The following is a 20660-nucleotide window of genomic DNA, read 5'->3' on the forward strand; positions in this document are numbered from 1 at the left end:
AGAAAGACGAATGCCTGGCTTCGTGGGCCGCCGAGTGCCCACGGAGCCAGGCGGACGATGCGTCAGCGCACGGTGAATCCGGCGTCGAGCGCCCATTCGGTGCCGGTGATGAACTGTGCCTCGTCGGAGACCAGGAAGGCGACCGCGTTGGCGATGTCCTCGGCGTCGAGGATCGAGATCGGTAGTGCGTTCTGCATCGCCGAGATGTTGCTGCCGATCTCGGCGGCCTTCTTGGCCATCGCCTCGTTCATCGTCATTCCCGAGATCACCCCGGTGGGATGGACGGTGTTCACGCGGATCATCTCTGGTGCATACTGATTCGCCAACACCTGCATGTATCCGACCAGGCCGCGCTTGGCGGCGGTATACGCCTGCGGGCTTGCATCCGGTGACGCGGTGCCCTTCAATCCCGCCGATGATGATGTCAGCACGATCGAGCCGCCCCGGCCACCCGCACGCAACTCGTCGATTGAGGCTCGGACGGCGTTGAAGGCGCCGGTCAGGATGACATCGAGGGTGTCCCGCCACTCCTGCTGCGGGTTCTCCTCGTCGGCATAGCGGATCATGCCTGCGTTGGCGATCACGATGTCGACCCGGCCGAACTCGGCGAATCCCGCGTCGAAGGCGGCCTTGAGTGCGCGGAAGTCGCGCACATCGGCCACCCCGGCGTGCATCCGTCGTCCCTCGTTCTCCACGAGTTTCTTGGCTTCCTCGAGCTCATCGAGCGTCGCACACGGATAGTCGAAAGTCGCCATGTCCGCACAGATGTCGACGCCGATGATGTCGACGCCGAGCTGCGCGAGACGAACTGCATGCGCGCGTCCCTGGCCGCGGCCGGCGCCGGTGATGAACGCGACGCGGCCTTCCAGCGAGCCGACCGGTAGCTTCTGCCCTTCGAGATTCAACATCAGACCAATCCCATTCCCACACTCTTGACACGGAGAAACTCTTCGATTCCGGCGCGGCCGCCTTCCTTGCCGACACCGCTGATCCCGATCCCACCGAACGGACGATGGACCGCGAGATTCATCGCGCCGTTGATGAGTACCTCGCCGGTTTCCAGCTCGGCGGCGATCCTGGTGGCGCGCGTGAGGTCCCGCGTCTGGATGTAACCCGACAGACCGTATTTGGTGGAGTTGGCGATCTCGATCGCCTCGTCATCGGTGCGGAACTTCGTGATGGCGAGCACCGGACCGAAGACCTCGGTCTGGGCCAGTTCGGATGCCGGGTCGACGTCGGCGAACACGGTCGGCTCGATGAAGAAGCCCTCGCGCTCCATGCGCCTTCCGCCGTGGAGCAGGCGTGCACCCTCGGCCTGGGCTCGCTCGATCATGCCCATGATCCGCTCGACGGCCGCCTCGTTCACGACCGGTCCGGTCAGCGTGGCGGGGTCGAAAGGGTCACCGGGGGCGATGGACGCCGCCGTGGCGAGGACGCCGTCGAGCACCTGGTCGTAGACGGACTCCTGGACGAGCAGTCGGGTGGGGAATGCGCATCCCTGACCGGTCATCAGCCCGACCGACATGAATGCGGCGTGTTGGCAGGCCGTTGCCAGATCGGCATCCTCGAGCACGATATTCGCCGACTTGCCACCGAGTTCGAGGACGACCGGCTTCATCGACGGTGCGCAGGCCTCGAGAATCCGGGTGGCGGTGACGGGACCACCGGTAAACGACACCTTCTTCACCAGGTCATGGGTGACGAGCTGATGCCCGGCTTCGGCGGTGCCCGGCAGGATGTTGACCACGCCGGGTGGGATCCCCGCCTCCTCCACCAGGTCCATGAACAATTCGGGTGCGAAGGGCGTCATCTCGGACGGTTTGACCACCACGGTGTTGCCGGCGGCGAGCGCGGCCGGCACCTTCATCGCCAACGAGATGAGCGGTCCGTTCCAGGTGATCACGATGCCGATCACGCCGTACGGCTGTCGTAGTGTGTAGCCCAGCTCGGAGTCCTGTAGCGGTTGGCCGGTCACCTCACCGGCGATCTTGTCTGCCCAACCGGCGTAGTAGCGGGTCCACTCCGCCGAGATCCCGATGCCGCCGGCCGCCAGGGACATCGGCATCCCGTTGTCCAGCGCCCCGCGGCGTGCGAACTCGTCGGCGTTGGCATCGATCAGGTCGGCCAGCTTCATGAGCATGCCGCGCCGGATGGCCGGTGGTGTCCGCCGCCACGAGTCGTATGCGGTGTGGGCGGCCCCGACGGCACGATCGACGTCATCCTTGTCGGCCAGGGGGATTCGGGCATTGACCGTTCCGGTGACGGGGTCGACGTGGTCGAAGAATCCGCCAGAGCCTTCGGGGAGCTTCTCGCCATTGAGGCGTAGGTGTACCGGTGGTGGTGTGCGATCGGTCATGTGGTTCTCCTGTTCTGCGGTGGATCAGAGTTCGATCAGAGGGTGAGCGCGGGGTTTCCACCGACGTCGGAGCCCTCGCGGACGCCGGCGGTGAAGATGGTGGGCAAAGTGACCCAACCGTTGACCACACCGATGGAGCGGAATGGTTCGGCATCATCGGAGATGTGAAAATCGGGCATCCGACGCAGGATCTCCTCGAGAACCACGCGGAATTCCAGTCGCGCCAAGTTCGATCCGAGGCATCGGTGCACGCCGATGCCGAAGGACTGATGCCGGTTGGGGAATCGGTCCAGTTCGACCTTGTCGGCATCGGGGAACAGTGCCGGGTCGAAGTTCGCCGACGCCCAGGACAGGAACAGCCGTTCGCCCTTGCGGATCTGCTGGTCGCCGATCACGCAGTCGTGCGTGGCCGTGCGCGCGAGTCCCTGCACCGGAGAGAAGAAGCGCAAGAACTCCTCGGTGGCCTGTGGAATCAAGCCAGGATCCGCGGCGAGCCGTTCGCGCTCATGTGGATTCGCCTCCAGCCATCGCAGCACACTGCTCAACAGGCTGCCGGTGGTGTCGACGCCGCCGAAGATGACCAGGCTGATGATCTCGAGCAGGCGCTGATCAGACATCGGCTCGCCGTCGATCTCTGCGTGGACCAACGTGGAGATGAGGTCATCGGTCGGATTCTGGCGGCGCGCCGAGATGGTTTCGGTGACCGTGACGAAGAGCTCCATGAGCCTCTGCGCGGCGTCGTCGGCAGCGAAGTTGCCATCGGGATCAGGTGGGGTGTGGACCATCTCGTGAATCGTGTCGGAGAAGCTGCGCCAGTCCTCGGTCGGCAGACCGAGCAGGGACAGGGTGGTGATGGCCGGCACGGGATTGAGGACATCAGCAACCAAATCGCAAGTGCCGCTATCGATGACCTGATCGATACAGTAGGTGGTCGCACTGCGGATGTAGTCTTCCCATTCGGCGATCACCGCGGGGGCGAAAGACCGGTTCAACAGCCTGCGGTATGCCGTGAACTCCGGGGGGTCCATCTCGATGGGTACCTGCCGGATCGGGCCGGCTGGAATCGTTGCGCCGGTGTGGGTGCCGTCGTCGAGTTCTTGGTACGAGGAGAATGCTGCGTCGTCCTTGGCGACTGTCGCGATGTCCTCGTAGGAGGAGAGAACCCAGAATCCGCCGTGCGCGTCGGTATGGGCAACCGGGCACGCAGCACGGTTCTGCTCATTGATCTCGCGCCAATGGCGCGCGTAATGCTCGGAGTGATGGTCGAAGTCGATGCTGGGGATGGCGGGGATGTCGGTCGTCATGGACACCTTCTCTGGAGTGATCAGGAATCAATCAACAAGGGAGACTGCTCTTTCCGGGCAAGACAGCCGCATCCGTCGCGCGGCGTCGATGAGGTGGTCGGGGAGCGTCTCGTGGTGGGGTACGGCGTGGCCCTCGTCGTCGAAATCAACGAGTGCTGGTGCCGTCACGCTGCACACCGCGTGGCCCTGGCACGCGCTCGGCTCGATCGACAGTCTCATTCTCGACCTCCGGTCGATCGAAAAACAGATTAATAGGTCATCTGTATGGTGTGGATCACAGTCACAATATACGGAACGGGAATCGTCCGCAAGTGTTTTGTGTAGACAGTGTCCCGCGTCGGAAACGCGTTTCGTGAGTTCGGTGATGGAAGGTGGATGTGTCGCGCGGCGGTGCCGCTCAGTCTCGAGCGTGTTCTGTGGATACTCCGTTGAGGAGCAGGTCGACCAGAGGCGTCACGTGCTCGATGGCCGAGTCACGGGCCGCGGTGCGGTCGGCCGGGGCCATTGCGAGGACGTGCATGAAGACGGCTCCGAACAGGCATTCGGCGAGTGCGGCGGCTGAGGCGCCGGGTGACAGCGCGCCGCGTGCGACATTGCGCTCGAAGAAGCGGGCCACTGCTTCTCGGTGCGCCAGCACTATTCGCTCGTAGAACTGCGCGAGCGGCGCGGTGTTGTCGGCGGCGTCCACGGCAATACGCAAGGTGGCCCATCCCGCCGGGTCCAGAAAGTGGCACATCAATTCGGCTGCCAGCGCGATCGTGTCGGACCGAAAGTCGCCCTGATCGACTGTCTCCGTCACTGGTTGTGACCGAGCCTCCAGCGCATCGACCAAGAGCCCTTCCTTTGACTTCCAGCGCCGGTAAAGGGCCGCCTTCCCGACTCCCGCGCGGCGCGCGACGCCGTCCATGGTGAACGCCGCCCAGCCGGTGCGGCTGTACTCGAGCAGGGCCGCCTCGGTGATTCGTCGCGTGACCTCCGGGTCGCGCGGCCGCCCTTGCGTGTTGTCAACCGCAGTCATGCGTCCATCCTCCCAGTCAGACCTCGGCACCCGAGACACCCATCACGGACGGCTCCCGTATCGTAAGTGTTTGCCGTGGCAAGCGCACCGGTTGTCGACTGGCGTATCGATCAGCGCACGTCACATCTGGCTGCGACCGCCCGCATTCCAGTAGTCCCGATTGTTCACGATCTTGCCGTCGCGAATCGCGCCGACCGATGATCCACGCAGGCCGGCGGGCCGCATGATCCACTCCGTGGCGAAGGCGTCGTCGGTGACCACGCTGTTCACCACTTCGTAGGTGGTTCCCGGGGTGAGTGCGATTGCGTGTTCGACGAATTCGCGTGCCTGCTCCGGTCCCGATGCGACGTGGGCCATCGGCACATCCTCCAACACGATGTCGTCGGCGAACCAGTTCACGATTTGATCGACGTCTGCCGAATCCCATGCGGCGTAGTAGTCGGTCACCCAGTTTGTGGTTGTTTCGGTCACGTCGGTCAACTCCCTTGTCGTGGTACATGTCCAGTAAAAATGCATTCCAATGATGCGATCAATGGCTCGGTCTGTACCCGCTCCGGCGCCGAGATCCCGGCCGCGGCCAGAGATGGGTGGATGGCGTCGCTCTGGGCCATCTGCCGCGTTGAGAGCCAACCCACGTACAGAAAATAGGTCGCGGCGAAGATCTCGACGCATTCCTGCTCGCCGAACCCGGCGCCTCGCAGGATGTCGAGTGCGGTCTCGGTGAGTTTACTTGCCGCCGGAGACTTTCCAGTCGCCGTCAGTGCTCGGGCGCCGGTTCCGGGGTAACGGAGGAAGGTTCTGTCCATGGCCAGGACGAGTTCGATGTATTGATCCTGCCACGAGGTCGACGGGTCCAGCCGTACCGTGATCTCGCGTGCCACCGCCTCGACGACGAGTGTTGCCAGATCGCGCTCGCCACGGAGGTGGTAGTGAATTGCCGGCGGTGTGACCCCGCATTCGTCGGCGACGGCGCGCACCGTCAGTGCGTCCAGGGACGAGCGCTCGACCACGCGTAGCGCTGCATCGAGAATGTCGGCGGTTGCCAACGGCGCCGATTGGACTCCGCCGCGCTGCCTTGGCATTGCACCTCCCGTATGTCCTGATCTCAAGGGGGACTTCCATTAATTAGGGGTAAATGCTATCCATTTAGTGACAGTAAATCAACGGATTGGGTCAGCATGAAGACTGATGTCGTCATCGTCGGCGGAGGAGTCGCCGGCAGCGCGCTCGCGGCCAGACTTGCTGCCGCGGACGTGGGTGTGGTGGTCCTCGAGCGGGAGTCGTCCTACCGCGACATGGTGCGGGGAGAAGCGATCGTTCCGTGGGGGTTCCTCGAGGCGGCCGCACTGGGTGTGGATGGCGCAATCATGGACGCCGACGGCGTCTCCGTCATCACACGCATGGTCCCGTACGACGCCGCGCTGACCGTTTCGGGCGCACAGGAGTTGGCTACGGACCTGTCGGATGCGGTACCGGGCGCACCGGGAGTGATCGGAATCGGTCATCCAGAACTACGCGAGGCCCTTGCCGATGCCGCGGTGAAAGAAGGTGCCACCCTCTACCGCGGTGTTCGCAGATCGACGGTTCGGGCCGGGGACAGTCCGGTCGTCACGTGCGAACTCGATGGGCGCACCGAAGAGATCTCATGCCGGTTGATCATCGCGGCCGACGGAAAGTTCTCGACGACGCGCGCTGCGCTTGGTGTCGAGATGGCGTCGACTCAGGCGCGCGTGAAACTCACCGGGATGCTCGTCGACGATGCCGGAGTCTGGGATCGGCGTGTGACGACGATCGCCGTGGACGGACGCAACCAGTTCATCGTGATTCCACGAGCCGACAACCGTTTGCGTCTGTACGTGGGTCGGCACGTTGACGATCCGGAACCGCTGACCGGACGTGAGGCGATCACCGCCTTCCTGGAGGCGTACCGCACCCCGATCTTCCCGGATTCGGACCGTCTCGCCGAGTCGACACCTGTCGGACCTTGTGCAACTTTCCCGATGTGCGATTCGTGGACCAGCACACCGGCGATGCCCGGCGCCGCCCTCGTCGGCGACGCTGCCGGGTGGAGCAACCCGGTGACCGCGCAGGGGCTGAGCATCGGTCTGCGTGATGCGCGTGTGTTGTCGGAGGTGCTGCTGGACAATCAGCGGTGGGGTCCGGAGGTGCTTGCGGCCTATGCAGTGGAACGGACCGAGCGGATGAGACGACTGCGTTTCAGCACCGCACTGGCTGATCTCGTCAGCGGATTCGGAATGTCGGATCGGGATACCCGCCGGGCACGGGTGCTCAAAGTGCTCGCGCGCCGGCCCGAACTGGGCCAGGCGCTGACCGCGATACACGCAGGACCGTGGAGTATCGGCGAGGAGGCATTCGGACCGGACATACTGACCACTCTTGCGCTTGCGTGAGATGCGATGTGCGGTCTGCATGGTTCCGCCACGGGGCGGCCGTTGACAGCGTGATCTGCAGCGCGTGCAGCACATCTCGGGGAGAATCGGGGATTGGTGGTCGCCACAAGCGCGGACAGCCCTGCGCCTCGAGGCGACATCGTGCCATAGCCGGTATGTCTACACCTCGTACTCCCGCAACTGTTGGGCCGCGGTGGATCGAGCAACCTCCGGGTCGACAGCATCGGCAAATCGGTCAGCGAATACGTACAGGCCCGGCTCGTCGAGGTGCCGGTCGACCTTCTCTCGACATCGCCGTGATCAGACCGCGAGCCCGGTTCAGCTGAAGAGATCGACGAGCGGCATGTTCTGCGGATCGAACATGAACAGGTATTTGGCGGCGATCTGCATGTGGGACCGCCAATGCTTCTCGGCGCCGTCGCCGTCCCGTGCTTCGATCAGGCGAACCATTTTCCGGTAGGAGCGCAGAGTCTTGTCGATGCTCGGCGGTTGCGCCTGTTGCTCCCGGCTCATCCCCTGAGAGATGGTGCGGGCCAGGTGGGTTTCCACGATGTCGGCGAGCACGGCGCCCTGCACCGCGAGGGTCTTGTTGCCGCATCGCTGCAGGAGTAATTCGTGAAATCGGTATGTGGTCGCGCTCCACTGAGACATGTCCGGTGTCTGCTCCGGAGCAGACTTGATCAATGAGGAGAGCTTGGCGACCACTTCTTGCAGGTCAGCGAGATCCTCGTCGGTTCGGATCCTGGCCAGCATGCCGGCACAGACCGGCTCGGACACCATGCGCGCCTCATAGACGTCCTGGATCGTGGTGCCCTGAAGTTGTAGGAGCAACGCGACGTGTCGCGCGGCGACCATCGGGTCGGGCGCGAGAACCTGTGCTCCGCCGCGGGCACCGCGGCGTACTCCGATGAGGCTCTCCGCTTCCAGAATCCGGAATGCTTCTCGCAGCGTTGGCCGCGACACCCCGAACTGCTCCATGAGCTGCATCTCCGGGGGTAGAGTCTCGCCGGGGGTCAGCTCACCTCTCACGATCTGGCGACGCAGATGTCCGGCGATGAGTTCGGCGGTCTTGGGGGCGCGCATCACCGTGCCGACCCGCGGGGCCTCGGCGGACGATCCTGTAGCTGCGACAGACATGTAGATAAATGTACCGTTTATAGGTGTCACACATTCGGGTCCCCGCCCGGTGTCGTGAATCGTCGCACCTTGGTCGGTCTCCCGTGTCGCGCACACCACGAGTCCGGGTGCGGATTCTCGGCCCGGCATCGGTCACCGGATCTGCACGAACTGTCAGGACCGGACCCGGATGAGTCCCTCCTGCATCGTCGTCGCACACAGCCGGCCGGTCCCGTCGAACATCTCCCCGCGACACAGCGCGCGGCCCGAACCCGCCCATCGCGAGTCCTGTTCGTACAGGAACCAGTCCGCAACCGACAGCGGCGCGTGAAACCAGATCGAGTGACTGACGGTCGCGAACTGGAGTTCGCCGCCCTGCAGCGTCAGCTGGTGCGGCCCGAGTGCTGCGGAGAGCAGCAGGAGGTCGGAGATGTAGGCGAGTGCGGCATTGCGGTCGGCCGACGTCGTGCCCACACGGCGCCGCGATCGCAGCCAGACGCTCTGTCGGGGGTCCACGCGATGGCCACGCGCGGCCGAGGATCGTGCCGGCAACATCGGGAACCGGGCGTCCACATCGATGCTGTCGGTCAGCCAGCGGACCCACTCCAGGTTCTCGGTATCGTCGGCGAACATCTCCTCGGGGGTGGGAAGGGTCTCGGGCCGAGGTGCGTCCAGCCGTGGTACCTGGTGTTCCAACCCTTTCTCCGGCCGCTGGAATGACGCGGTCATGGTGAAGATGACCCGACCGGCCTGGGACGCCCGGACGTGTCGGGAGCTGAACGACCGGCCATCTCGGCTCTCCTCGACCTCGAACTCCACCGGGACGGTGGTGTCGCCGGGGAGCAGGAAATGCATATGTGCCGCATGGATGTCGCGATCGGCCGAAACCGTTCGGTAGGCGGCGAGCACGGATTGGGCGGCGACCTCACCGCCGTAGGTGCGCGTCGGCGGACCCGGGCTGACGCCACCCCGGAATCGCAGAGGTCCGACCTCCACGAGCGCGATCCGCTCCGGGATCGGACGGCTCGATGCGTCGTGCGTAGTCTCGACTTTCACAGAACCAGTATAATCAGTTAAATGTATTTGGGGCGACTCTCGGTAGCCGTCGCTGGTCACGAAATAGTTTAATGAATTAGTCGAAAATCCTTGCGCCATCCATGCCCGATTGGGCAGGATGAGTGGCAACGATCACAGTCCGACGACCGAAGTGAGAGCTCCACGATGAATGTGACCCCCGATCCTGCTGTCGCACCGCTTGCCGGACTTCGCGTCGTCGACCTGTCGAGCACGCTGCCCGGCGCTCAGTTCAGTCAGTTCTTCGCCGATGCCGGAGCCGACGTGATCATGGTGGAACCTCCGGGTGGCAGCCCCGTGCGTGACTATCCGGGTTGGCCGGGGCTGCTGCGCAGCCGCCGCAGCATCACCCTCGACGTCCACGACGACTCCGACCGTGACGTGCTTCGTGGCTTGCTGGCGGAAGCCGACGTCATGGTGAGCACCATGCGGCCCTCGACCGCCGAGCGTCTCGGGATGACCGCAGAGCGGCTCTCCGCCGACTATCCGCGCCTCGTGGTCGCCAGCATCACCGGCTGGGGCTCCAACAGCCCGTGGAGTCACTACAAGGGCTACGAGGGTCTGGTCATGGCGAAAGCGGGCGTGTTGCACAACAAGCGTCAACTCACCTCGCGGCCGGGTCCCGCGTATGTGTCCGTGCCGTATGCGTCGTGGGGTGCGGCACAGTGTGCTGTGCACGGAGTGCTCGCCGCGCTGCATGAACGCGAACGCAGCGGCCACGGGCAGGTGGTCGAGTCAAATCTCGTACTCGGGATCGGCGCGATGGACCCGTACAACTGGTTCTACGAGATGGTCTTGGAACGCTACCCAGGGGCATACACGCCTCAGGATGTGGCCTACGACGATCAGGGCAGGCCCGCTGCTCCGCTGCTGTTCGCCCTGCTCATCGCACCGAGCAGCGACGGCACGTGGCTCCAATTCGCCCAGACCGCACCACGATTGATGCAGGCGTGGCTCACCGAACTGGGTCTCATCGAATGGCTGGCCGATCCGAAATGGAAGGGCTTCCCGGTCCTCGAGGATCCGGACCTGCGCCAGGAGTTCTGGTGGGAGATGATCTCGCGCGTGGGGCAGCGGAGCCTTGCCGAGTGGCAGGAGGCCTTCGAGCGCAACCCGGATGTCAGTGCCGAGGTCTTCCGCACGCCGACAGGCGCGTTCGAGCATCCGCAGGTGGTGCACGAAGGTCGGGCGATCACCGTCGAGCATCCGGTACTGGGGCCGGTCAAGCAGCCGTCCACCCAGATACAGGTGAACGGGCGCCCGCTCACCGAACCGACCGCGGCGCCGATGCCCGGCGACCACGGCGCCGAGCTCCGTGCGCTCGCTGCTGCGGCGACCCCGCTCGGTAGCTCCACGGACGCGTCATCCGGGCTTCCTCTGGAAGGAATCACCATCCTCGAATTCGGCGTGATGTTCGCCGGGCCGTACGGTGCGACCCTCCTGACCGACCTCGGTGCGCGGGTGATCAAGATCGAGGAGGCCGGTGGCGACAACATCCGTGTGCTGGTGCCGTTCCCCGAGGCAGGTGGCGCGAAGGTGTTGCAGGGCAAGGAGAGCGTCGTGGTGGACCTCCGCTCGGAGGAGGGGCAGGCGATTGTCCACGAGCTCGTCAAGGGCGTCGACGTCGTGCTCCAGTGTTTCCGTGCCGGCGCCGCCAAGCGGACCCGTGTCGATGAAGAGACGCTGAAGTCCATCAAACCCGACCTCGTTTACATCAGCGCAGTGGGTTATGGCGTCGACGGCCCGTACGGCGCTCGACCGGCATACGCACCCTCGGTCGGTGCGGCAATGGGATTGGCGTCGGTCGACGGCCGGGGGCGCAACGACACACCGCATTCCGACGAGGAGATTCGCAACGGAGCGCGCATCTTGCACGCGGCCAACGCTGTTCCGGTGGCTCAGGCCGATGGCGTCGCAGCGCTCGGGGTGGCGTCAACGATCATGCTCGGCCTCTACGCCCGCGATCGCGGCACGTCGATGGACGGCATCACGACGACCATGCTGGGTTCGGCTCTGGGCGCGCTGATGCACCTCAATAACGAGTACGACGGCGCCACCAGTCTGCCGGTCGTGGATGAGGGCTTCTGGGGAATCCATGCGCTCTACCGCATCTATCCCGCCGAGGATGGCTTCGTGTTCCTGGCAGCTCCGAAGGAGTCGGAGTGGGCCTCGCTCGTCACTGCCCTCGAGCCCTACGCCGATCTCGGCGGCGATGCCCGCTTCGCCACCGCCGAGGCGCGCCGTGAGCATGACGCCGAACTGACAGAGGTGCTTACCGGGATCTTCGGTAAGCGGGCAAAGCTCGACTGGGAAACCGAATTGCAGTCCCAGGACGTGGGTTGCGTCGAGGTCACCGAGCGCAACTCCGAGGCCTTGTTGCAGAGCGACGAGTACTACGAGGCGGGCTACAGCGTCGACGCCGTGAGCCCGATCTTCGACGAACACCGTCGGATCGCGCCGATGCTGCATTTCTCGCGGTCGGCCACTAAGGCCGATGCCGGCTGCACCATCGGACAGCACACCGATTCCGTGCTCGGCGAATTCGGTTACTCCGCAGAGCAACTCGCCGACCTTCGGGAACGAGGTGTCATTGCCTGACGCGTGACGGGGGCCGATAGCAAAGCGCCTCGCCCGGAACGATTCGGGCGAGGCGCTTTGCTGTGTGGTCGCGCTACGAGTCAGCGCGGGGCGAAGCGCATGCCGGCGTCGAGTCGCAGGCACTGGCCGTTGAGCATGGCGTTCTCGGCGATCGCGACGGCGAGCTTGGCGTACTCCTCGGGCTGTCCCATCCGCTTGGGGAAGGCGTTGCCGGCGACGAGTGGACCGACCATGTCCTCGGGCAGCCCGGCGACCGCACCGGTGTTGAACAGGCTCGGCGCGATCGCCAGAACCCGGATGCCGTACGACCCGAGGTCGCGAGCCATCGTCAGCGCCATACCCGCGATGCCGGCCTTGGCCGCACTGTAGGCGACCTGCCCGATCTGCCCTTCGAATGCGGCGATGGACGAGGTGTTGATGATGACGCCGCGCTCGCCGTCTTCGTTCGGTTCGGACTGGGCCATGTGCGCGGCCTGCAGTCGGTTGAGGTTGAACGTGGAGATGAGGTTCAGATTGATGACACTGGTGAAGGCGTCGAGCGCGTGTGGCCCGTCCTTGCCCAGCGTCTTGCCGACGATACCGCCGCCTGCGGTGTTGACCGCAATGTGTAAGCCGCCCAACGATGTGACGGCTTCGGCGAGCTGCGCCTCGAAGCCCTCGTGATCGGTGATGTCGCCTTCGATGAATGCTCCGCCGATCGCGGTGGCGACTTCCGCACCGGCGCCGCCCGGGCGGTCGATGATCGCCACCTGGGCCCCACGCTCGGCGAGCAGTTCGGCGCTGGCCCGGCCCATGCCCGAGGCGCCTCCGACGACGACGGCGAGTTTGCCTTTGATCTCCATGTGATGTGTCTCCTGGTCAGGTGAATGGTGTTGGGCGCGAGAGGGTCAGAAGCCCAGGTCGCGCCCGATGATGTCTTTCATGATCTCGGTGGTGCCGCCCAGGATGGTGCTGATCCGCACGTCTTGGTACGCCTTGGCGACCGGGTACTCGAGCATGTATCCGTAGCCGCCGTGCAGCTGGAGGCACTGGTCGACCACCCTTTTGTTCAACTCCGTGCACCACCACTTGGCCTTGGCTGCATCGACCGCGGTGAGCGTGCCGTCGAGGACCTGTTGGATGTAGTTGTCGATGTAGATCTGCGCGATGTCGAGCTCGGTCGCCATCTCGGCGATGGTGAAGCGGTTGGCCTGGAATGAGCCGATCGACTGGCCGAACGCCTCGCGATCGTGCGCGTACTGCACTGTCTGAGTAAAGATGCTGCGCGCGCCGGCCACGGCACTGATGCCGATGGACAGGCGTTCGGACGGCAGGTTCTCCATGAGGTGATAGAAGCCGCGTCCCTCGGTACCGAGCAGGTTGCTCGCCGGAACCCGGCAGTCGGAGAAGAAGAGTTCCGACGTGTCCTGGGCATGGTGTCCGATCTTGGCGAGCTTGCGCCCGGGTTCGAAGCCCGGAGTGCCCTTCTCGACGAGAATCAGGCTGAATCCCTTGTGGCCCGCATCCGGGTCGGTGCGGCACACCACGATGACGACGTCGGAGAGGATTCCGTTCGAGATAAACGTCTTCTGGCCGTTGATCACCCACTCGTCGCCCTCGCGGCGCGCCGACGTCTTGATGCCGGCGAGATCGGAGCCGGCAGTCGGCTCACTCATCCCGATCGCGAATGTCAGCTCGCCGCTTGCCAATCCGGTGAGCCAGCGCTGACGTTGCGCTTCGGTGGTCAGACGCAGCAGGTAGGGCGCGATGATGTCGTTGTGCAACGTGAGGGCGGGTCCGCTCAGGTGAGAGGCGCCGAGCTCTTCGGCGACGATCGCGTTGTAGCGAAAGTCGTCGACGCCGAGGCCTCCGTACGCCTCGGGAACCGAGAAGCCCAGCACGCCGGCCTGTGCCGCGGCCTTGTAGACGGTCTTGTCGACTTGTCCGGCCTGCTCCCATTGTTCGTGGTAGGGCGCGACATCGCGGGCCAGGAAGTCGCGGACCACTCCGCGGAACTCTTCATGTTCGGGTGTGAACACCGAACGGGGTGCAGCCATGCTTGTTTTCCTCTCCGAAAATCAGGTACGAAGACAGCTTAATCATTAAACTGATTATGTGCTAGTGTGCTGATGCGAAGAGACCCCATGGCGACCCAGCGCCGGGACGCCGCGCCGGCAAGACCGGCCGATCCGACCGAAGACGAGGACGAGATGTCAGACGAGGTTGTTGTCGAACGCCGCGACGGCGTACAGGTGATCACCATCAACCGGCCCGAGGCCAAGAACGCGCTCAACGGTGCGGTCGCCGAGGGAATCGCCGCCGCGATCGACGAACTGGAGGAGAGTGACGATCTCCGCGTCGGTGTCCTCACCGGTGCGGGCGGCACCTTCTGTTCGGGGATGGATCTCAAGGCGTTCCTGAGGGGGGAGAGCCCGGTCGTGGAAGGTCGCGGGCTCGGCGGGATCACTCAGGCGCCGCCGCGTAAACCGTTGATCGGAGCTGTCGAGGGCTGGGCCGTGGCCGGTGGCTTCGAACTGCTGCTCGCCTGCGACATGGTCGTCGCTGCCGAGAACGCGAAACTCGGCGTGCCCGAGGTGAAACGAGCTCTGGTCGCCGGCGCCGGCGCCGCCATGTTGCTCCCGCAGCGCATTCCTCAGGCCGTCGCGCTCGAGTTGCTGCTCACGGGCGATCCGATCAGTGCCGAGCGCGCTGCCGCCCTCGGCCTGGTGAACCGACTCACGCCTCCCGGCGGCGCGCTCGACGGTGCTGTCGAGTTGGCGTCGGCCATCGCCGCGAATGGCCCGCTTGCGGTTGCGGTGACCAAGCAGATCGCCCGATCGTCGTCGGACTGGACCATCGATGAGGGATGGGCCAAGCAGATGGAGCTCATCGGGCCGGTGATGACCTCCGAGGACGCCCGCGAGGGCGCCACCGCGTTCGCCGAGAAGCGTGCGCCAGTGTGGAAGGGCCGCTGACATGGACAGCCGTTCGCGATTCGCGGAGCTCCTCGACAACGCCCCGGCCGACGCGGAGGCGATCGAGTTCGAGGAGTCATGGACCACCTGGGGAACCCTGCAGGGTGTCGACCGCTCACTGGACTCTGTGCTGGGCGAGTACGGCCACGGTGAGGGCACCCGGGTCGGGTTGATCCTGGAGAACCGGCCCGAGTGCGTGGCCGTCCTGTTGTCGCTCATCGCGCGACGACGATGCATCGTGACGTTCAGTTCCCTGCAGCCGCCGGAACGGCTGAGTGCCGACATCGCCAGGGCTGACGTGCCCGTCGTGGTCGGAACGGCAACCGCACTCGCGGGTGACGGGGTGCGGGAGTCCGCCGGCGATGCGCTGGTACTGGCGTTGGGCACCGATACGGTGCAGGTGTTCGACGACCGCGACGTTCGCGCGGCGCGGCAATCCGACATCTCGCCCGGCGTGATCGTCGAGATGCTGACCTCTGGAACCACGGGCCCGCCCAAGCGGGTGTTGCTGCGTGAGAAGCAGTTCGACACCGCCATCTCCACAAGTGTGCCGGCGCCGCCGAATGATTCGCTCTTCCGTAGCGGAGTCAGCATCGTCTCGACCCCACTGGTGCACATCGGTGGCTTCTGGGGAGCGCTGGGTCCGCTGTTTGCCGGCAGGCGCATCGTTCTCATGACCAAATTCGCGCTGGAGCCCTGGCTGCGGGTCATCACGCGGCATCGGCCAAAGGCGACCGGTCTGGTTCCGGCGGCGCTGCGTTCCATTCTCAACGCAGGCGTGACGGCCGACCAGCTCGACGGAATCGAGGTGGTCACCACCGGTACGACCTTCTGTCCGCCTGAACTGATCGACGACTTCCTGCAGACCTACGGGATTCGAGTGCTCCCGACTTACGGTGCCACGGAATTCGCCGGTGCGGTCGCGTACTGGACAAAAGCACTCCACGAGAAGTGGTGGGAGTCGAAGGCGGGCAGCGCGGGCCGCCCACTGCCCGGGGTGACGCTGCGGGTCACCGACGAGAACGGGGCCGAGATCCCGGCTGGTGAGCAGGGACGGCTCGAGATCCGAACCGCTCAGTCGCCGGTCGGGGCCGACAGTTGGCTGCGGACCAGTGACCTCGCGGTGGTGGATGCCGACGGATTCCTGTGGATACGCGGCCGGGCCGACGATGCGATCGTGCGCGGTGGTTTCAAGGTCCATCCCGACACGGTCCGTAAGGTGCTCGAGCAGCACCCGTCGGTGCATGAGGCGGCGGTGGCGCCCAGGCCCGATGACCGCCTCGGCCAGGTGCCGGTGGCGGGCGTCGAGCTCGAGCCCGCCGAGGCCGGCACCGATCGGGCAGCCCTGGCCAAAGAGCTCGACGGGCTGTGCCGCGAGCATCTGCTGCCCTACGAGGTGCCGGTGCACATCGCCGTTGTCGATGCCTTGCCCCGAACTCCTTCGTCCAAGGTCAGCCGGATGGATCTGCTCGACGTCATCGCAGCCGACATGGCTACGTCGATCTCGGCATGACGACCGCAGGTCCATCGGCATCGGTCCTCACGATCGGCTCTGCGGCGCGGAACGCTGCTGCTCGGCATCCTGGCGGACACGTGGTGGTGGTCAGCGACGAACGACCGTATCGCAGCACCATCGGGATGCTGGGATGCGACGCGCTGTCCCGGGCGGCCTGGCTGCAGTCCATCGGGATCGGGCGCGGCGACGTCGTGGCCCTGCAGCTGCCGAACTGGTACGAAGGACTCGTCATCCAGGCCGCGACGTTCCTGGTGGGCGCAACTGTCCTGCCGATCGTGCCCATCTACGGACCCCGTGAGGTCGAGTTCATCCTGCGTGACTCGGGAGCGACGGTGGTGGTCCTGGCGGCGCAGGTCAAAGGCCGTCTGGTGGCATCCGCGCTCATCGAGGCCGGTGCGGTGAAGTCGGTCGGCACAGTGGTGGTCGTCGGCGACGACATCCCATCCGGTGCGATCGGCTGGGAGGACACCGCCGCCGACTGGCGGGAGGGGGAGGACCCCGCTGAGCCCGACGACATCGCCCTGCTCGTCTACACCTCGGGAACCACCTCGGATCCCAAGGGGGTCAAGCACACCCATCGCTCACTCATCGCCGACACCCTGTCGCCGGTGGTGGCCGACGGGGCCGGTCCGGACTCCTCGCACCTCAGTGTGTTCCCCTCCGGACACGTTGCGGCCGCCAATGGGCTGCTCCGGATACTGATCCATGCGACACCCACCGTTCTGATGGACGTCTGGAACCCCGTTCAAGCGGCGGAGCTGATCGACGAGTACGCGGTGACGTCGACGGCCGGGGCCCCGATCCATCTGTCCGGGCTCCTGGACGCGCAAGAGCGCGGCGAGGTCGCGCTTGCGACCCTGCGTGGCTACCTCGTGGGCGGCGCGTCGGTGCCGGCAGCACTCGTCGAGCGCGCCGACGCAGCCGGCATCGCGGCTTTCCGTGCCTACGGTTTGAGCGAGCATCCGACCATCGCGGGCGGGTCGCCCGACGATCCGATCGGCAAACGCACCCACACCGACGGCCGTATCCAGCCGGGCAACGAGGTCAGGATCGTCGACGACCTCGGTCGCGACGTCGCACCGGGAATCGACGGCGAGATCCTGAGCCGGGGGACCGAGCTCTTCGCCGGCTACCTGAGATCGGAACTGACGGCCGAGGCTTTCACAGATGACGGCTGGTTTCGCACCGGGGACGTCGGCAACGTCGACCGCGACGGTTATCTGACGGTGACGGACCGGAAGAAGGACATCATCGTCCGCGGCGGCGAGAACATCTCATCGCGTGAGGTCGAGGACGTTGTGTCCACGCATCCCAAGGTCAGCGAGGTCGCCGCGGTGGGAGCGCCGGACCCGGTGTACGGGGAGCGGGTCGCGGTCTTCGTGGTGCTACGCGAAGGCGCGGAGCGCCTGACCATCGACGAAGTGGGCGACCACTTCCGGCTTGCGGGAGTGGCGCGCCAGAAGACACCCGAGGTGATCCGCACGGTGTCCACGCTGCCGCGGACGGCGGCCGGCAAGGTGCAGAAGGCGCCACTCCGGCAGCAGCTCCGCGCTGGGACGAATCAGTCTATTCATCTAACGGATTAATGTGTTATCGTCGTCACTCTGGAGGACATCCGACAGACTTTCGACGGCTAGGAGTTGACGAAGTGAAGCTGCGAGTGGGACTGGCACTGGCAAGTGCCGTCGACACAACGAACGTGATCATCACACGAGTGCCCGACGGCGACGTCGAGTTGACCTGTGGCGGCGCCCCGATGGTCGAGAAGGGTCAAGCCGCGCCGGAGGCGAAGGCGGATCCGGCACAGATGAACGGAACGCTGATCGGCAAGCGATATGTCGATTCTGCCGATGTGATCGAGGTGCTGTGCACCAAGCCGGGTGAGGGCTCGTTGGCGCTCAACGGGGAACTCCTCGTCACCGCCCAGGCCAAACCGCTGCCGGCGTCGGACTGAGGGGAATCGGGATCGTGCGCCTTTCGATGCTGCTGGACATGGCCGCCGACGGATTCGGCGATCGTGTTGTTGTCGGTCGCCGAGCGTCTGGATTCACTGCGTCCGATCTGCGCGCCCGGGCGCTGACCGGGGCTGCGGCCATCCGTGCCGCCGGCGTGGATTCGGTGGTCTACCTGGGTCCGAACGGGCCGGCGTTCCCGGTGGCGATGTTTGCCGCCGCCTATGCCGGGGTGCCGCTGGTTCCGCTGAACTATCGCCTCGGCGACGACCAGCTCACGGGGTTGCTCGCCAAACATCCACGCGCCATCGGCATCGGCGACGAGACCGGCGTGGCTCATCTGCGTGCGGCCGGACTGTCGGCGCAGACCATGGGGGAGTGGCTGCAGTCCACCGCTGCCGACGGCGATCCTGCCGAGCCCGACGTCATCCTCGATGACGGGCCGGCCGTGGTGATCTACACGAGCGGGACGACGTCGGAGCCCAAGGGTGTTCTGCTCCGGCATTCGAACCTGGTGTCCTATGTGCTCGGGTCGGTGGAGTTCATGAATGCTGACGAGGACGATGCCGCTCTGGTGAGCGTGCCGCCTTACCACATCGCCGCGGTCGCCAACGTCATCTCCAACCTCTACGGCGGACGCCGCACGATAGTCCTGGAGCAGTTCGATCCGACGCAGTGGCTCGACACGGTCCGGACCGAGGGTGTCACCAACGCCCTGGTCGTGCCCACCATGTTGTCGCGGGTGATCGAGGCCATCGGCGACGGTGTCGACGGTTCGGTGCCCACGCTGCGGTCGCTTGCCTACGGCGGCGCTCCGATGCCGGCGGCCGTGATCGAGAAGGCGCTGCTCGCCTGGCCGGAGGTGGGTTTCGTCAACGCCTACGGCCTGACCGAGACCAGCTCGACCGTCGCGGTCCTCGGGCCCGAGGATCACCGGGACGCGTATGCCTCGGATGAGCCGCACATCCGGGCCCGCTTGGCATCGGTCGGCAAGGTACTGCCCACCGTCGAGATCCAGATTCGTGACGAGAACGGTACTGCGCTCCCGCCCGGGGCTCCTGGTCGTATCTGCGTTCGTGGTGACCAGGTGTCCGCCGAATATGCGGGCATCGGGCGCGCGGTCGATGACGACGGGTTCTTCGATACCCGCGACAACGGCTACCTCGACGACGACGGTTACCTGTTCATCGGTGGGCGCATCGATGACACGATCATCCGCGGCGCCGAGAACATCGCTCCGGCCGAGATCGAAGAGGTGTTGCTGCGGCATCCAGACGTGCTTGATGTCGCCGTCGTCGGTGTCCCCGACGAGGAATGGGGCCAGCGGATCGAGGCCGCCGTCGTGCTGCGCGTCGGCGCCGAACTTCTCGACGCGGACCTCAGAGAATTCGCCCAGACGTCACTGCGATCCAGCAAGACCCCGGACCGGTTCTGGTTCTGGCCCGAGCTACCGCGGACCGAGACCGGAAAACTGGTGCGGCGCAACGTGCTCAAGAAGGTGCTTTCGGCAGAAGGGGTCACCGCGTGACCGTATCGGTCACCCGACCCGCCGAGGGCATCACGCAGATCACGCTGAGTCGGCCCGAGGCGCTGAACACACTTGACCGTCGACTGACCGGCGATCTGATCACAGCCCTCGACGAGGTCGAGGCAGACACCGACTGCCGCGTGGTGATCGTGACCGGGGCGGGGCGGGCGTTCTGCGCCGGACTCGATCTGAACGGTTACCTCCCGCCCGATGGGTGGGCCGACGAGCTCGATCGACTCGGGCGCGCACAGGCTCAGCTGGTCATCCAGCGCGAGATCGCCGGACTGGCCCAGCGGTTGCACTCGCTGCGTCAACCGGTGATCGCCGCGGTGAACGGCCCGGCGGCCGGTGGCGGACTCGCCCTGGTCGCCGCCAGCGACATCCGGATCGCCGCACCGGAAGCCGTGTTCGCCGTCTCGTTCATCCGCGCAGGGTTCTCGGCATGCGACATCGGCGTGTCCTGGCTCCTTCCGCGCCTGATCGGCGCGGGCCGGGCCCATGAGTTGATGCTGACGGGCCGTCGGTTCTCCGCCGAGTACGCCCGCGAGATCGGTCTGGTGACCGATGTCGTGCCCGCCGGAGAGCTTCTCGATCGCGCTACGGCACTCGCAGCGGAGATAATGCTCAACCCACCGATCTCGGTGGAACTCACGAAGCAAGGCATGTGGCTGGCACTGGAGACGCCCGGATTCGATGCCGCGGTCGAGTTCGAGAACCGTCAGCAGGTCTTCACCTCATTCACCGAAGACCAGCCCGAGGCGGTCGCGGCATTCCTCGGCAAGCGATCCCCCCGCTATCGCCGACGCTGACGTCGGGGACACGTGGTCGGCCCC

General features: G+C 65.5%; 19 protein-coding genes. 8 read left to right on the forward strand and 11 right to left on the reverse strand.

The genetic code is table 11. From position 1 onward, the window contains the following. Positions 1 to 62 precede the first annotated feature (62 nt). The 7 genes from ACVT6V_RS11185 to ACVT6V_RS11215 all read right to left on the reverse strand — a co-directional run bounded on the left by ACVT6V_RS11185 (position 63) and on the right by ACVT6V_RS11215 (position 5760). Complete coding sequence (locus tag ACVT6V_RS11185) at positions 63 to 908, reverse strand: mycofactocin-coupled SDR family oxidoreductase (RefSeq protein WP_489899810.1); 846 nt, start codon at positions 906 to 908, stop codon at positions 63 to 65. Beyond that, positions 908 to 2356 (reverse strand): aldehyde dehydrogenase family protein, encoded by a 1449-nt coding sequence (locus ACVT6V_RS11190; protein ID WP_489899811.1) that lies wholly within the window; start codon positions 2354 to 2356, stop codon positions 908 to 910. The genes ACVT6V_RS11185 and ACVT6V_RS11190 overlap by 1 nt, the downstream gene beginning before the upstream one ends. Before the next feature lie 35 nt (positions 2357 to 2391). Beyond that, a complete protein-coding gene (locus ACVT6V_RS11195; RefSeq protein ID WP_489899812.1) occupies positions 2392 to 3660 on the reverse strand; it encodes a cytochrome P450 in 1269 nt (422 codons plus the stop codon). Between the two features lie 27 nt (positions 3661 to 3687). After that, a complete protein-coding gene (locus tag ACVT6V_RS11200) occupies positions 3688 to 3879 on the reverse strand; it encodes a ferredoxin (protein WP_124708134.1) in 192 nt (63 codons plus the stop codon). Between the two features lie 178 nt (positions 3880 to 4057). Then, positions 4058 to 4678, reverse strand: a complete 621-nt coding sequence (locus ACVT6V_RS11205) for a TetR/AcrR family transcriptional regulator (protein WP_005199151.1) — start codon at positions 4676 to 4678, stop codon at positions 4058 to 4060. A gap of 120 nt (positions 4679 to 4798) precedes the next feature. Then, entirely contained in the window at positions 4799 to 5149 is a 351-nt protein-coding gene (locus ACVT6V_RS11210; RefSeq protein WP_489899813.1) for a nuclear transport factor 2 family protein, read from the reverse strand. 5 nt (positions 5150 to 5154) lie between these two features. Next, on the reverse strand, positions 5155 to 5760 hold the full coding sequence (locus ACVT6V_RS11215) for a TetR/AcrR family transcriptional regulator (protein ID WP_005199153.1): 606 nt from the start codon (positions 5758 to 5760) through the stop codon (positions 5155 to 5157). 96 nt (positions 5761 to 5856) lie between these two features. Between ACVT6V_RS11215 and ACVT6V_RS11220 the strand changes: the two genes are divergently transcribed. After that, positions 5857 to 7089 (forward strand): FAD-dependent oxidoreductase, encoded by a 1233-nt coding sequence (locus ACVT6V_RS11220; RefSeq protein WP_489899814.1) that lies wholly within the window; start codon positions 5857 to 5859, stop codon positions 7087 to 7089. A 318-nt stretch (positions 7090 to 7407) separates the two neighbouring features. Here ACVT6V_RS11220 and ACVT6V_RS11225 read toward each other — a convergent pair whose 3' ends face one another. Continuing rightward, positions 7408 to 8226, reverse strand: coding sequence for a FadR/GntR family transcriptional regulator (locus ACVT6V_RS11225; protein WP_489899815.1), 819 nt, complete (start codon positions 8224 to 8226; stop codon positions 7408 to 7410). A 153-nt stretch (positions 8227 to 8379) separates the two neighbouring features. After that, complete coding sequence (locus ACVT6V_RS11230) at positions 8380 to 9261, reverse strand: acyl-CoA thioesterase (RefSeq protein WP_489899816.1); 882 nt, start codon at positions 9259 to 9261, stop codon at positions 8380 to 8382. Between the two features lie 165 nt (positions 9262 to 9426). Here ACVT6V_RS11230 and ACVT6V_RS11235 point away from each other — a divergent pair, with 165 nt between their 5' ends. Further along, positions 9427 to 11877, forward strand: a complete 2451-nt coding sequence (locus ACVT6V_RS11235; RefSeq protein ID WP_489899817.1) for a CaiB/BaiF CoA transferase family protein — start codon at positions 9427 to 9429, stop codon at positions 11875 to 11877. Between the two features lie 80 nt (positions 11878 to 11957). Here the strand turns inward: ACVT6V_RS11235 and ACVT6V_RS11240 are convergent, their stop codons facing one another. Further along, positions 11958 to 12719: an SDR family NAD(P)-dependent oxidoreductase gene (locus tag ACVT6V_RS11240; RefSeq protein WP_489899818.1), complete on the reverse strand. Its 762-nt coding sequence runs from the start codon at positions 12717 to 12719 to the stop codon at positions 11958 to 11960. A gap of 45 nt (positions 12720 to 12764) precedes the next feature. Beyond that, the gene (locus ACVT6V_RS11245; RefSeq protein WP_489899819.1) at positions 12765 to 13913 is read right to left on the reverse strand and encodes an acyl-CoA dehydrogenase family protein; all 1149 of its coding nucleotides are present in this window, start codon (positions 13911 to 13913) and stop codon (positions 12765 to 12767) included. Positions 13914 to 14066: 153 nt separating this feature from the next. On the opposite strand from ACVT6V_RS11245, the gene ACVT6V_RS11250 reads away from it, so the two are divergent. From ACVT6V_RS11250 to ACVT6V_RS11275, 6 genes are all read left to right on the forward strand, one after another. Then, positions 14067 to 14831, forward strand: a complete 765-nt coding sequence (locus tag ACVT6V_RS11250; protein WP_039880611.1) for a crotonase/enoyl-CoA hydratase family protein — start codon at positions 14067 to 14069, stop codon at positions 14829 to 14831. A gap of 1 nt (position 14832) precedes the next feature. Further along, positions 14833 to 16344 (forward strand): class I adenylate-forming enzyme family protein, encoded by a 1512-nt coding sequence (locus tag ACVT6V_RS11255; RefSeq protein WP_489899820.1) that lies wholly within the window; start codon positions 14833 to 14835, stop codon positions 16342 to 16344. Next, positions 16341 to 17933 (forward strand): AMP-binding protein, encoded by a 1593-nt coding sequence (locus ACVT6V_RS11260; protein WP_489899821.1) that lies wholly within the window; start codon positions 16341 to 16343, stop codon positions 17931 to 17933. The genes ACVT6V_RS11255 and ACVT6V_RS11260 overlap by 4 nt, the downstream gene beginning before the upstream one ends. A gap of 62 nt (positions 17934 to 17995) precedes the next feature. Next, positions 17996 to 18301, forward strand: coding sequence for a hypothetical protein (locus ACVT6V_RS11265; protein ID WP_005199164.1), 306 nt, complete (start codon positions 17996 to 17998; stop codon positions 18299 to 18301). A 14-nt stretch (positions 18302 to 18315) separates the two neighbouring features. Continuing rightward, positions 18316 to 19827 carry a class I adenylate-forming enzyme family protein gene (locus tag ACVT6V_RS11270; protein WP_489899822.1) on the forward strand — a complete coding sequence of 504 codons (1512 nt, stop codon included), beginning with the start codon at positions 18316 to 18318 and terminating at the stop codon, positions 19825 to 19827. Further along, the gene (locus ACVT6V_RS11275) at positions 19824 to 20636 is read left to right on the forward strand and encodes an enoyl-CoA hydratase/isomerase family protein (protein WP_489899823.1); all 813 of its coding nucleotides are present in this window, start codon (positions 19824 to 19826) and stop codon (positions 20634 to 20636) included. The genes ACVT6V_RS11270 and ACVT6V_RS11275 overlap by 4 nt, the downstream gene beginning before the upstream one ends. Positions 20637 to 20660: the final 24 nt, after the last annotated feature.

It is taken from the genome of Gordonia sp. LMA167 (assembly GCF_058130025.1).

Coding starts and splice junctions, on each gene's coding strand:
- ACVT6V_RS11215 (WP_005199153.1), bottom strand. CDS start 5,760: ATGCCAAGGCAGCGCGGCGGAGTCCAATCGGCGCCGTTGGCAACCGCC.
- ACVT6V_RS11235 (WP_489899817.1), top strand. CDS start 9,427: ATGAATGTGACCCCCGATCCTGCTGTCGCACCGCTTGCCGGACTTCGC.
- ACVT6V_RS11225 (WP_489899815.1), bottom strand. CDS start 8,226: ATGTCTGTCGCAGCTACAGGATCGTCCGCCGAGGCCCCGCGGGTCGGC.
- ACVT6V_RS11220 (WP_489899814.1), top strand. CDS start 5,857: ATGAAGACTGATGTCGTCATCGTCGGCGGAGGAGTCGCCGGCAGCGCG.
- ACVT6V_RS11260 (WP_489899821.1), top strand. CDS start 16,341: ATGACGACCGCAGGTCCATCGGCATCGGTCCTCACGATCGGCTCTGCG.
- ACVT6V_RS11240 (WP_489899818.1), bottom strand. CDS start 12,719: ATGGAGATCAAAGGCAAACTCGCCGTCGTCGTCGGAGGCGCCTCGGGC.
- ACVT6V_RS11195 (WP_489899812.1), bottom strand. CDS start 3,660: ATGACGACCGACATCCCCGCCATCCCCAGCATCGACTTCGACCATCAC.
- ACVT6V_RS11185 (WP_489899810.1), bottom strand. CDS start 908: ATGTTGAATCTCGAAGGGCAGAAGCTACCGGTCGGCTCGCTGGAAGGC.
- ACVT6V_RS11205 (WP_005199151.1), bottom strand. CDS start 4,678: ATGACTGCGGTTGACAACACGCAAGGGCGGCCGCGCGACCCGGAGGTC.
- ACVT6V_RS11255 (WP_489899820.1), top strand. CDS start 14,833: ATGGACAGCCGTTCGCGATTCGCGGAGCTCCTCGACAACGCCCCGGCC.
- ACVT6V_RS11200 (WP_124708134.1), bottom strand. CDS start 3,879: ATGAGACTGTCGATCGAGCCGAGCGCGTGCCAGGGCCACGCGGTGTGC.
- ACVT6V_RS11250 (WP_039880611.1), top strand. CDS start 14,067: ATGTCAGACGAGGTTGTTGTCGAACGCCGCGACGGCGTACAGGTGATC.
- ACVT6V_RS11245 (WP_489899819.1), bottom strand. CDS start 13,913: ATGGCTGCACCCCGTTCGGTGTTCACACCCGAACATGAAGAGTTCCGC.
- ACVT6V_RS11190 (WP_489899811.1), bottom strand. CDS start 2,356: ATGACCGATCGCACACCACCACCGGTACACCTACGCCTCAATGGCGAG.